We start from the raw sequence: 12684 nt of genomic DNA on the forward strand, positions 1-12684 counted from the left end.
ACGACCAATGAGCACGCTAAATGACACCTCTACAAGCTCCATGAATCGTACCCAATGGCAGCGTTACGACAGTAAACAGAGCCTTATGCTTTGGCTTGGTTGGCTTTGCTTTGTTGCGCTAACGGTTTTTGCATGGCAAGTCATGAACAAAGACACGATTTGGTACTTTGTGACAGACTCACCGAATCAACTTGCTGATATCTCGTCACGTATGTGGCCACCAAGATGGAGCTATTTAGAGTCACTTTGGAGCCCTTTATGGGACACCATTAATATTGCAACACTTGGCACACTGTTAGGGATCGTACTGGCATTTCCAGTCGCGTTCTTAGCCGCACGCAACACAACGCCAAGCACAACGTTTATCAGGCCTATCGCACTGTTCATCATTGCGGCAAGTCGTTCAATCAACTCGCTAATTTGGGCACTCCTGTTAGTGGCTATCATCGGCCCTGGGTTACTGGCCGGTATTATCGCGATTGCGCTACGCTCGATTGGCTTCGTAGCTAAGTTGATGTACGAAGCGATTGAAGAAGTAAACGTAACGCAGATGTCAGCGATTCAATCGACGGGGGCATCCCCACTACAAGTGTTGAATTACGGCATTCTTCCGCAAGTAATGCCAAGTTTCATCGGCACGAGCTTGTTCCGTTGGGACATCAATATTCGAGAGTCTACCGTCTTAGGTTTGGTGGGCGCTGGCGGTATCGGCTTAAAACTGCAAGAGTCGATGGCGATGCTGGCATGGCCTCAAGTAACGGTGATTTTCTTTGCGATTTTAGTGACAGTAGTCTTCTCTGAATGGTTAGCAGCCAAAGCAAGAAAAGCCTTTATCTAATCAATGCATCATGGATGTCTATCAAAGCCTACTTGCAGAGTAGGCTTTTTTGTTCATGGACAAACGATAAGCAGGTTTCAAAATTAGAAACGTATTTCATTAGTGACAGTCCCTACCCCTTTGATCGTGACCGACACTTGATCTTTATCAGACAATGCATGCGTTCTCCCCGGCGTACCCATGAACACTAGGTCACCCGGTTTTAAGGTAAAATAGTGGCTCAAATAACTGACGACTTTGCGCGGCTTGTGGATCATAAACGAGGTGTTCTCTTGCTGAACAATATCACCGTTAACACGCGTTGTAAGTTCGACATTGTTATAATCAATGCCTTTCACAATAGTGTGACCAATCGGTCCAAACCCATCCGATGCCTTGGCTCGCAACCACTGCAAATCACTGTTCTGCCAACTTCTTTCCGTTATATCATTACCCACCGTGACACCGAAAATTGCATCTTCTGCATCTTCTTGACTGACTTTACTAATTTCTTTGCCAATCACGACCACGAGCTCACCTTCAAAATGCACATTCTGAGCATCAAAAGGGGCGTGAATGGTTTCACCCGATAAAATCAAAGAAGACGGCAGTTTCAAGAATAAAGGAGGCGGTAAATCAGGATGAGAAGCAGCATGACTCACGTAGTTCATACCAACGGCAAAGACTTTCTCTGGCTCAGTAGGAAGCAACAGTTCAACTGATTCAAGTGGAATCGAGGTTTTTTCAATTGAATATTTGCTAAAGATGTCACCATTGATTGGAAAAATAGCGTCTTTAACTAACTTTCCGTAGCTGTTTTTGTCTTGATAATGGTAACGCACGAATTGCTCTGTATTTACATTGTTTTGCGTGCTATCCGCAACAGCATAGGCGGAACAAGAAGCAGTAAGTATTATCGCCAACCCTTCAATTAACTTCATGATTTATCCTTAATTATTTCATTTCTAACACATACTGTAGCCTACACATCGACACCACATTGACTGTTATCAATTATTTAATACGTTCTCCTTCTCTGTTCACATTATTCCCTTTTCTACAGACATAAAAAAACCGAGCAACTCGCTATGAGTTACTCGGTTTGACTTATTCCCGATGTTTTCAGTCGTTGTTGGTTTCAACGAATGATTTTTCAATCACGACTGAATTTCAATGTGATGCTTCGTTCCCGCAAAGCACCACATCAATACATGCCATCGTTGAACAGCATGTATGTTAATCATTTACAGTTGAGCAAATGATCCTTCCCACGAGTATGTCTCACCCGCGAACTCAACAGTGTGAGTTGCTTGCTGCGTGTCTTCAGCTTGGTTTGAAATACCATAATGGTAAGTGTTGCCAGAAGTAGTCTGAATGCGAACAACAGTCCCGACACTGTTATGGCCCACAACAGATACTGATTTAACTAGACCACGAGCGCCTACAGAGGCTTCGATAGACTCGTTAAAGTAACCATGCGTTTCTAGTACAGAAGCAAACACGTGGTTTTGACCAGACTGACGTAAGATGAACGCAGGCTCACTCTTAAGGTTGAAGTCTGGATCGTTAGCACCAGTGCGAGCAAAAATCACTTCGCTGCCCGCATTCGCGCTGGTTACTAGGCTGTAGTAGCTGCTGTCATGTAGCCAGCTGACTAGAGAACCTTCTTCGTTCACTTTGCCTGAAGCAACGTTCCATAAGTGTTGGTAACCGTTGTCTTCACCTAATGGCTTAAGCGTTTTTTCCATGTTGTAATCGAAGTCAGTACGGATGATTTGACCAGAGTGGTGAACGGGCAAGTCGTACTGGTGCTCAGCGTCAGCTTCGATGCGGTATACATCGATAACTAGTGGCTTCTCGAACTCAGGAAGTTCAGCAAGAATCACGCTGCGTTGCATGTCGACGCCGGTGTAGTACTCAGAAATTGTGCCGCTCATGCCTTGTAGAGACTGGTCGTCTGCTACGAAGAAGTGCTTCTGACCAAACTTAGACTCAGCCAATGCTGTGTTGAAGTTGTTCTGCGTTTTCTGATCAACCGTTACTGTGTTGTGAGCAACCGTCTGCTTACAGTAAGACTTGTTCTCTGGAATATAACGACCGCCAAACTTAGGCTCAACGTTTACCCAGCGACCGAAGCCGTAATCGTGCAGTACTTCGTGGCCACGGTTGAATACGCTTAGGTGCAAGCCATCATAGTGACCGTGGTCTAGCGCAGAGTGGTACTGGTGATCAGAACCGTGTTGACCAAACCAGATCAACGCCATCGTATCGTCGTCTTTCTCGTCACGGTGACGAAGGATGCTTACGCCGCCTTTCTCGCCTGCAGGGCCGTCGGTTACAAACAGGCTACCCCAGTTGAATGCTTTGATGTCGTCTGCTGAATCAACCGCGTCAGACAATGTTTTACCTGAAGCATGAACCCAAACGTTTTGTTGGTGGTTAGCCATACCAAGCAGAGTTTCAGTCTGTTCGTAACGGTGGTAACACACAGACGTTGCCATGATAACGCCTTCATCGTTGATAGAGATTGTCTTCGATGAATCGTTCAGAGCTGGCAATGTACCGTCTGGGAATGCGGTTTTGAATACAGAGTAAGACGTTGTCTTGATCACTGAATCGTTGAATTCATAGATACCAACTTCAGGCTGACGACGTTCAATCGCTTCTGCGAACAGGTAGATTGGACGTAAAGAGAAACGGTGGTAGTAAGGACCTTCCATGTAGTAGCCGTCAGGCGAGAACAGTTGGTCAAGTTGCGCTAAGAAACCGCCGCTTACTTTGTCTAGTTTCAGGCCATATAGTGCTTTGTCTACAGATTCTTGGTCGTTGATCGCGTAACCACAGATACCTACTGCTGCCACTGCCCATAGGCCGTGGTTGTGTACGATATCGAAGTCGTGTGCGTAAGTCACAACGAACATTTCGATCATTTGCTTAAGAAGATCGTCTTCGATCAGGCGCTTTTGCTCTTCAGAAATAGTGTGGTAGATGCAGCTGTACGCGCAAGAAGCGTAAAGCATCCACATGTTCTCGTTCAACGTTTGGTGGAACAGCTTACCCGGAGGGTTAGAGTCACGGCTTACGTTGCTTTCAAGTGTTGGGTACACCGTCGCGTACGCTGTTAGCATATCAACGATGTAATCACGGTACTTTGTTTCCTCAGTGATAAGGAACAAACGACCTGCTAGATCCATGTGGATGTAGTTTTGCTTGTGGCGGTTGTGCTCGTAACCGCCGCCTTCACCGTGACCTGGTACTTCAATGCCAACTTCCGCCATGTAAGCGTCAGTTTGTTTAATGTCGCGAGTCAGTGCATTACCTAATAGGCTATCCTTGCCAAGTTCTTTACGAAGCTCTGCTGCTTCTTCAAAGTTAAGTAAAAGTGGTTGATAGCTCATTATTATTTCCCCTGCTCTGCTGTGCTTGCTAATTCTGGATTTAAAATTGTTTCTACTGAGTAGAAGCCTGTCCAGCTGTATACTTTGCCGTTCAGTTCTACTTTGTGTTCAGTGCTGTCAGTTGCGCCAAGTTGGTTGCTGATCATCACTGTCACGTTTGATTTCTCTGTGGTGATCTCAACTACCGAACCGACATTGGTGTGAGCCACAACATTGATGTTTTTAACTACACCACGTGCATTAACTGATTGCTCGAATTCTTCGTTGAAGTAACCGTGCGTTTCAACAACAGAAGCAAACAGTGTTGTTTCGCCTTTGCTACGTAGAATGAATGCAGGCTCTGAACGTAGGTTGAAACTTGGATCATTAGCGCCAGTGCGAGTAAAAATCACTTCAGCATTGTCGTTAGACGTTGCACCTAGCCACGTGTAGTAAGTGTTGTTTTGTAGCCAGCTTACAAGTGCTGTGCCCTTCACTTCACCGCTTGCCACGTTCCATAAGTGTTGGTAACCGAAATCGTCACCTAGAGTGTTCAGCTCTTTGTTTGCTTGGTATTCAAAGTTAGTGCGAACAATCTGACCTTGATATTGGTGTGAGTAGTCGTATTGATGTTCGCCTTCGCCGCCTTTCTCAGAATCTAAACGATAAAGGTCTAATAGTAGCGGAGATTCTAATTCTTCAAGGTTTAGCATGAACACGCTGCGTTGCATGTCAAAGCCTTGGTAGTGATCGTTAGCAAATGCACTCATTCCGTTGATTCGCTCGTCTTCTACTTTAAAGAAGTGAGGTAAACCGTGTACAGCGTCTGCACGTTCAACGTCAAAGTTGTTCTGACATTTTTCATCAATCGTGACTGCATTGTGAGCAATCGTTTGGCGAGCGTAAGATTTGTTTTCGTCTAGGTAACGGCCGCCGAATTTAGGCTCAACGTTAACCCAACGACAGAAGCCGTATTCACGTAGCACTTCTTGACCGCGGTTAAAGAAAGAAATGCCCAGCGTATCAAAGTTGCCGTGACCCATACCGTGTTGACCGTAGTTCATCACTAGCTGAGAAACGTCGCCTTTCTTATCCTGCATGCGGATAAAACCTTGTGCGCCGTTGTGACCTTGAGGGCCTTCGTTCAACTCAACACTTGGCCAGAAAGGCATGCCGATTTCTTTCTCAGCAGAAGCGGCTTCGTAGGCTTTAGATAACTCAAGACCACATGGATGCATCCATACTGCGTCTTGAATCTTCGCCATACCGAGAATGTTTTGGTCTACGCCGTTTTCAGAAGAGTAATGCTTGCTGTAAACACTGACGGCAACTTGAACACCCATGTCTGTGATACCCATAGTACGAGAAGCATCATTCAGAGCCGGGAACTCACCGTTCGGGTAAGCCGTCGCAAGCATCGCTTGTACTGTGTTGCCAATCACGCCGCCTTTGTAGTTGTAGATATCAACTTCAGGCATGTGGCGGTGAATCACTTCAGCGAACACACACGTTGGGCGAATCGCATAACGGTGGTAGTAAGGGCCTTCCATGTAGTAACCAGAAGGTGCAAACAGTTGAGAAACTTGCGCTAAGAAACCGCCAGTGTCGTTACGGTCGATGCCGTACACTGACATTTCAAGGTACTCACGCTTGCCTAAAGCAAGACCACAGATACCGACAGCGGCTACTGCCCAAATACCGTGGTTGTGAATGCGGTCGAAGTCGTGTGCGTATTTAACGGTGAACATTTCTAGCATTGGTTCGAAAATGCGAGACTCAATGTTGTCACGTTGTTCTTGTGTCAGTGTTGAAGCAACACAAGAGTAAGCTAAGCTTGAGAACATTAACCAGCAGTGTTCATTCAGAATTTGGTGGAACAAACGGCCGGTAGGGTTGGTGTTTTTCTGTACGTGGTAATCAAACGTTAGGTATTTGTCTGCGTACTCTTCTAGTAATTCTGTAACAAAGTCAGCGTACTTTTGCTCTTTAGTGATCAAGAACATGCGACCAGCTAGATTCATGTACGTGTAATTTTGCTTATGGCGGTTATGTTCGTAACCCCCTGCTTCACCGTGACCTGGAACATCAATAGGTAAACGCATGAATGCTTCTAGGTCTTTCGCGTTCGCTGCAATGGTTTTACCCATTAAGCTAGAACGGCCCACTTCAAGATGAAGCTGTTCGATTTCAGCTTCAGTCAACAATACTGGTTTAGTCGTCATATTCTTTGTCACCCTCAATAAAGAGTTTATCTGCTTAAACTTTGATTAAATTTTCAAACTCCATATAAAGTAATACAATATGAGCTTTAATTATACCTATTCGTCGCCAAATAATGAGTAGAGTCACATAATTAACCGTAAGCCATTGATGCAGTTAACTAATGCCAGATACCAAGCATTTCTTAAGTTGTTGATTCATTTACGCTATATAAAGTATCGCTTGATCAATATCACACAAACTTAGATATATTGTATTACAATTGAGCTCATTCCCTTATGATGGATGCAAGTTAAGTAACACTTAAAAGATTTAAACAGATTAGGAGATACACAATGAACTCTTTCTTTATCCTAGATGAAAACCCATGGGAAGAACTTGGTGGCGGCATTAAGCGTAAAATCGTTGCTTACACTGACGATCTTATGGCTGTACACCTATGTTTTGATAAGGGCGCGATTGGTCACCCTCATACTCACGAAATTCACGACCAAATCGGTTATGTTGTTCGTGGTAGCTTCGAAGCTGAAATCGACGGCGAGAAGAAAGTGCTTAAAGAAGGCGATGCTTACTTCGCTCGTAAACACATGATGCACGGTGCGGTTGCACTAGAACAAGACAGCATCCTTCTTGATATCTTCAACCCTGCGCGTGAAGATTTCCTAAAATAATAACTAGCGCAACCTCAGTTGCTAAGGTAAGCATATGAAATCATTAAACATCGCGGTCATTGGCGAGTGCATGGTTGAGCTACAAAAGAAACAAGACGGGCTTAAACAAAGTTTTGGTGGCGATACGCTGAATACTGCACTTTACTTGTCACGCTTAACAAAAGGGCAAGATATCCAAACAAGCTATGTAACCGCACTAGGCACTGACCCATTCAGCGTCGACATGTTGAAAAATTGGCAAGCTGAAGGTATCGATACAAGCTTAGTGGCTCAGCTCGATCACAAACAACCAGGGCTTTATTACATCGAGACCGATGAAACTGGTGAACGCAGCTTCCATTACTGGCGTAGTGATGCTGCAGCGAAGTTCATGTTTGATCAGGAAGACACGCCTGCTCTTCTTGATAAGCTGTTCTCTTTTGACGCGGTTTACTTAAGTGGTATTACGCTGGCAATCTTGACAGAAAATGGTCGCACGCAGCTATTCAACTTCTTAGACAAATTCAAAGCTCAAGGCGGCCAAGTATTCTTCGACAATAACTACCGTCCTAAACTTTGGGAAAGCCAACAAGAAGCGATTTCTTGGTACTTGAAAATGCTTAAGTACACAGATACGGCTCTGCTGACGTTTGATGATGAGCAAGAGCTATACGGCGACGAAAGCATTGAACAATGTATTACACGTACGTCTGAGTCTGGTGTGAAAGAGATCGTCATTAAACGTGGCGCGAAAGACTGCTTAGTGGTTGAAAGCCAAAGCGCTCAGTACGTTGCACCCAACCCTGTAGACAAAATCGCTGATACTACCGCAGCTGGCGACTCGTTCAGTGCAGGCTTCTTGGCCAAGCGCTTGAGCGGCGGTAGTGCTCGTGATGCTGCATTTGCAGGTCATATTGTGGCAGGAACCGTGATTCAGCATCCAGGTGCTATCATTCCTCTAGAAGCGACGCCTGATCTGTCTCTATAATTACGCACTTTAACTATTAATCAAGGGTTTGCTTAGTTGAAAGCAGGCCCACATTTGACGTGAGAAAGAATTCATGACGACATTAAATGAACAACTAGCAAACCTAAAAGTAATCCCTGTAATCGCTATCAACCGTGCTGAAGACGCTATCCCTCTAGGTAAAGCGTTGGTTGAAAACGGTATGCCATGTGCAGAAATCACACTGCGTACAGAATGTGCAATCGAAGCGATTCGCATCATGCGTAAAGAATTCCCAGACATGCTAATCGGTTCAGGTACGGTACTGACTAACGAGCAAGTTGACGCATCTATCGAAGCGGGCGTTGATTTCATCGTAAGCCCAGGTTTTAACCCACGTACTGTTCAATACTGTATCGACAAAGGTGTTGCAATCGTACCGGGTGTTAACAACCCAAGCTTAGTTGAGCAAGCAATGGAAATGGGCCTTCGCACGTTGAAGTTCTTCCCTGCTGAGCCTTCAGGCGGTACTGGTATGCTTAAAGCACTAACAGCAGTTTACCCTGTTAAATTCATGCCTACTGGTGGCGTAAGCTTGAAGAATGTTGATGAATACCTATCGATCCCTTCTGTTCTTGCGTGTGGCGGTACTTGGATGGTTCCAACTAACCTTATCGACGAAGGTAAGTGGGACGAACTAGGCAAGCTTGTTCGTGACGCAGTTGATCACGTTAACGCTTAATCTATTTTAGATTTGGTGATAAAGCCTCACTTCGGTGGGGCTTTTTGTTATCTGAGGTTTTTCAATAACTGGATTTTGTTATCTAGACCTTTTGGGTAACTGAAGTTTGATAGTTGATAGTTGATAGTTTGAAGCTGCTACCTGAAAAGCACAATGCTCAAACAAGTTAAGACCTCTACAATACATTTCCGTTTATCAGGCCATCCACCAGCTTTGTGACTGGTAATTTGTAATTTTGTGCATATGCTATTTCACTTCGCTAGAACGACTTACACGACCTGACAAACACTCTAAGCACTCACTTATGTAATCTAACTCACTCGACTCATATCGTATCTTGAGCCCTGTATCGACACATCCGCCCTTCTTAGTCAATAAGCATACAAAACTCTTTCATATGCTTAGAAATCGCCATGAAGCAATACAAGGCTTATGGTTGTGTTATCGCTAATCGAATATTAGTTATCGTTTACCGTATATGAGCTATTGGCTATTGAGTATTGAGTATGATTCTCGCTGTTGCCGACTCCAATTTCGAGCGGTTGGACAAACCAAGACCCTAAACAGCAGAACAGCAGAACAGCAGAACAGCAGAAAAATTGAGTGGATAAATCGCGTAGATAAATAGTACGGATAAATAATGAGCAATTCAGGGCGTGAAATAGAAAATAGCGACATAAAAACAATAAGCTACACTTAAATGCTAGAAACAATATTTTGCGATTTAGTACAGAGATTTAACGTGAATCCCGTCGCACAACCACGTTCAGTTGTAGCACATTTGTTACGGTTATAATTAAAATCTTATAAATAAGGTAAACTAAAGCCTCATTACTTATATTGTAATACATATAAACATTTAATCTTCAATTTACCTTGGATCTAGAGCAATTCATAAAAACAATTAAAGGCAATAAAAACAACAGGTTAATCCAACTTGTCGTGTGTACTAAAAAATCAATGCGACCTAGATCATACTAAAGGCATATTGTAGTACAAATAAACCTTTGGACGCGTTAATCTAAGCCCAGTTAATTATGATATTTAAAAGGCTGAAAAGATGACTATTGATACTTTTGTTGTTCTCGCCTACTTCTTCTTTTTAATCGCTATTGGTTGGATGTTCCGTAAGTTCACCACGTCGACTAGTGATTACTTCAGAGGGGGCGGCAAAATGTTGTGGTGGATGGTTGGTGCAACCGCCTTCATGACACAGTTTTCAGCATGGACGTTTACTGGAGCCGCAGGACGCGCATTCTCCGATGGTTTTGTTATTGTAATTCTGTTCTTAGCCAATGCATTTGGTTATTTCATGAACTACATGTACTTTGCCCCAAAGTTCCGTCAACTTCGTGTTGTAACCGCGATTGAAGCAATCAGACAGCGTTTTGGTAAAACTTCAGAGCAGTTCTTTACTTGGTTCGGTATGCCGGACAGCCTAATTTCTGCAGGTATTTGGCTAAATGGTCTAGCAATCTTTGTTGCTGCTGTATTTAATATCCCTATGGAAACCACCATCATCTTCACCGGTGCTGTGTTAGTCATCATGTCGGTAACTGGTGGGTCTTGGGCCGTTGTCGCATCTGACTTCATGCAAATGCTAGTTATCATGGCGGTTACGATCACTTGTGCGGTTGCTGCTTACTTCCACGGTGGTGGCATTACGAACATTGTTGATAATTTCCAAGGTGACTTCATGTTGGGGAATAACCTCAACTATGTAAGTGTATTCGTACTATGGGTTGTTTTCATCTTTGTGAAGCAGTTCGGTGTAATGAATAACAGTATCAATGCTTATCGTTACTTATGTGCTAAAGACAGTGAAAATGCGCGTAAAGCGGCAGGCTTAGCATGTATCCTAATGGTTGTTGGCCCTCTTATCTGGTTCCTACCACCTTGGTACGTAAGTGCATTCATGCCTGATTTCGCATTGGAGTACGCTTCAATGGGTGATAAAGCGGGTGATGCTGCTTACCTAGCATTCGTACAAAACGTAATGCCAGCAGGTATGGTTGGTCTATTAATGTCTGCGATGTTCGCTGCAACAATGTCTTCTATGGATTCAGGTTTGAACCGTAACGCTGGCATCTTTGTAATGAACTTCTATAGCCCTGTTCTTCGCAAGAATGCAGAGCAAAAAGAACTCGTGATTGTAAGTAAGCTAACGACAATTCTGATGGGTATAATCATTATCTCGATTGGCCTATACATTAACTCGTTACGTCACTTAAGCTTATTTGATATCGTAATGAACGTGGGTGCATTAATTGGCTTCCCAATGCTTATTCCAATCTTCCTAGGTATGATTATTCGTAAAACACCAGATTGGTCGGCTTGGACTACATTGATTGTCGGTGGTTTTGTTTCTTACATCTTTGGTATTTCTCTACAAGCAGAAGATATTGAACACCTATTTGGTTTAGAGCAACAATTGACTGGTCGTGAGTGGGCTGATCTTAAAGTTGGCTTAAGCTTAGCTGCACACGTAATCTTTACTGGTGGCTTCTTCTTAGCAACTCAATTCTTCTATAAACCTTTATCAACTGAGCGTGAGAAAGAAGTTGATACATTGTTTACTAACTGGAATACACCACTTGTTGCTGAAGGTGAAGAGCAACAAAACCTAGATACTAAACAGCGTTCAATGCTTGGTAAGCTTATCAGCACAGCAGGTTTCGGTATTCTAGCAATGGCTCTAATTCCAAACGAACCAACAGGACGCTTGTTGTTCTTACTATGTGGTTCGATGGTACTAACCGTTGGTATCCTACTGGTTAATGCATCTAAAGGTCCGGCTAAGATGAACAACGAGTCAGTTGCTAAGTAGCTAAAATAAACAGCTAACAAGTTAAACCAATAATGAAGCCCATGTTACTCATTCGAAAACATGGGCTTTTTGTTGCCTACGATTTATCAAAATAGAACTTAATACGTACATGCCTCTATTTTCAAGACTCTATGCAAATCCCCTAACCTTCCCTCGGTGTTCATCTTCTTGACAACCATTTCCAATGGTTTGATCTCTTTCTGCTTTTCTTTCTGTTACTTTTAACAACTAGACAAACACAACAGATAATTACAATGAAAAAAACATCACTATTACTTGCTTCCATTACTCTGGCACTTTCTGGTGTAGCACAAGCTGACCAGCTAGAAGATATTCAAAAGTCAGGCACACTTCGTGTCGGCACCACCGGCGACTACAAACCTTTTTCTTACTTCGACGGCAAAACCTACTCTGGTTATGATATTGACGTAGCTAAACATGTTGCAGAGCAGCTGGGCGTTGAATTACAGATTGTTCGTACCACATGGAAAGATCTACTGACCGATCTAAACAGCGATAAATACGACATCGCGATGGGCGGTATCACGCGTAAAATGCAGCGTCAGTTAAACGCAGAACAAACTCAAGGCTACATGACTTTTGGCAAGTGTTTCTTAGTTGCGAAAGGCAAAGCAGAACAATACAACAGCATTGAGAAAGTGAACCTTTCTTCTGTGCGTGTTGGCGTCAATATCGGTGGGACTAACGAGATTTTTGCGGATGCTAACTTGCAAGACGCGAGCTTTACACGTTACGAGAACAACCTAGACGTTCCGCAAGCCGTTGCGGAAGGTAAAGTTGATGTGATGGTGACAGAAACCCCTGAAGGTCTGTTCTATCAAGTGACTGATGAACGTCTTGAAGCTGCTCGCTGTGAAACACCGTTCACCAACAGCCAATTCGGTTATCTGATACCAAAAGGTGAACAACGTTTGTTGAACACGGTGAACTTCATTATGGATGAAATGAAATTGAAAGGCGTTGAAGAAGAGTTCCTAATCCACAACTCGCTAAAATAATCTTGTTGTGGTTTATACAGAGCAAAAAAATAGGCCAGCATTGCTGGCCTATTTCGTTTGGTTTTGTGGTTCGCCTTTAGTTTAAT

Annotated in this window: 9 protein-coding genes; 6 read left to right on the forward strand and 3 right to left on the reverse strand. The window is 43.6% G+C overall.

Translation table 11 applies throughout. From position 1 onward, the window contains the following. Window positions 1-7: 7 nt before the first annotated feature. Complete coding sequence (gene phnE / locus DUN60_RS07655) at window positions 8-838, forward strand: phosphonate ABC transporter, permease protein PhnE (RefSeq protein WP_171316130.1); 831 nt, start codon at window positions 8-10, stop codon at window positions 836-838. A gap of 83 nt (window positions 839-921) precedes the next feature. Here phnE and DUN60_RS07660 read toward each other — a convergent pair whose 3' ends face one another. From DUN60_RS07660 to DUN60_RS07670, 3 genes are all read right to left on the reverse strand, one after another. After that, the gene (locus DUN60_RS07660) at window positions 922-1758 is read right to left on the reverse strand and encodes a fumarylacetoacetate hydrolase family protein (protein ID WP_114633656.1); all 837 of its coding nucleotides are present in this window, start codon (window positions 1756-1758) and stop codon (window positions 922-924) included. Between the two features lie 303 nt (window positions 1759-2061). After that, complete coding sequence (locus DUN60_RS07665) at window positions 2062-4215, reverse strand: heparinase II/III domain-containing protein (RefSeq protein WP_114633657.1); 2154 nt, start codon at window positions 4213-4215, stop codon at window positions 2062-2064. Window positions 4216-4217: 2 nt separating this feature from the next. Continuing rightward, window positions 4218-6416, reverse strand: coding sequence for a heparinase II/III domain-containing protein (locus DUN60_RS07670; RefSeq protein WP_114633658.1), 2199 nt, complete (start codon window positions 6414-6416; stop codon window positions 4218-4220). A 333-nt stretch (window positions 6417-6749) separates the two neighbouring features. On the opposite strand from DUN60_RS07670, the gene DUN60_RS07675 reads away from it, so the two are divergent. From DUN60_RS07675 to DUN60_RS07695, 5 genes are all read left to right on the forward strand, one after another. After that, window positions 6750-7085 carry a cupin domain-containing protein gene (locus DUN60_RS07675; RefSeq protein WP_004733502.1) on the forward strand — a complete coding sequence of 112 codons (336 nt, stop codon included), beginning with the start codon at window positions 6750-6752 and terminating at the stop codon, window positions 7083-7085. A 34-nt stretch (window positions 7086-7119) separates the two neighbouring features. Next, complete coding sequence (kdgK, locus tag DUN60_RS07680) at window positions 7120-8052, forward strand: 2-dehydro-3-deoxygluconokinase (protein ID WP_114633659.1); 933 nt, start codon at window positions 7120-7122, stop codon at window positions 8050-8052. A 73-nt stretch (window positions 8053-8125) separates the two neighbouring features. Beyond that, window positions 8126-8752 (forward strand): bifunctional 4-hydroxy-2-oxoglutarate aldolase/2-dehydro-3-deoxy-phosphogluconate aldolase, encoded by a 627-nt coding sequence (locus tag DUN60_RS07685; RefSeq protein ID WP_017069898.1) that lies wholly within the window; start codon window positions 8126-8128, stop codon window positions 8750-8752. A gap of 1060 nt (window positions 8753-9812) precedes the next feature. Continuing rightward, complete coding sequence (locus DUN60_RS07690; protein ID WP_065204781.1) at window positions 9813-11579, forward strand: sodium:solute symporter family transporter; 1767 nt, start codon at window positions 9813-9815, stop codon at window positions 11577-11579. A 254-nt stretch (window positions 11580-11833) separates the two neighbouring features. After that, window positions 11834-12598 (forward strand): transporter substrate-binding domain-containing protein, encoded by a 765-nt coding sequence (locus tag DUN60_RS07695; protein WP_114633660.1) that lies wholly within the window; start codon window positions 11834-11836, stop codon window positions 12596-12598. The last annotated feature ends 86 nt before the right edge of the window (window positions 12599-12684 follow it).

Source organism: Vibrio splendidus (assembly GCF_003345295.1).
Taxonomy (GTDB): domain Bacteria; phylum Pseudomonadota; class Gammaproteobacteria; order Enterobacterales; family Vibrionaceae; genus Vibrio; species Vibrio splendidus_K.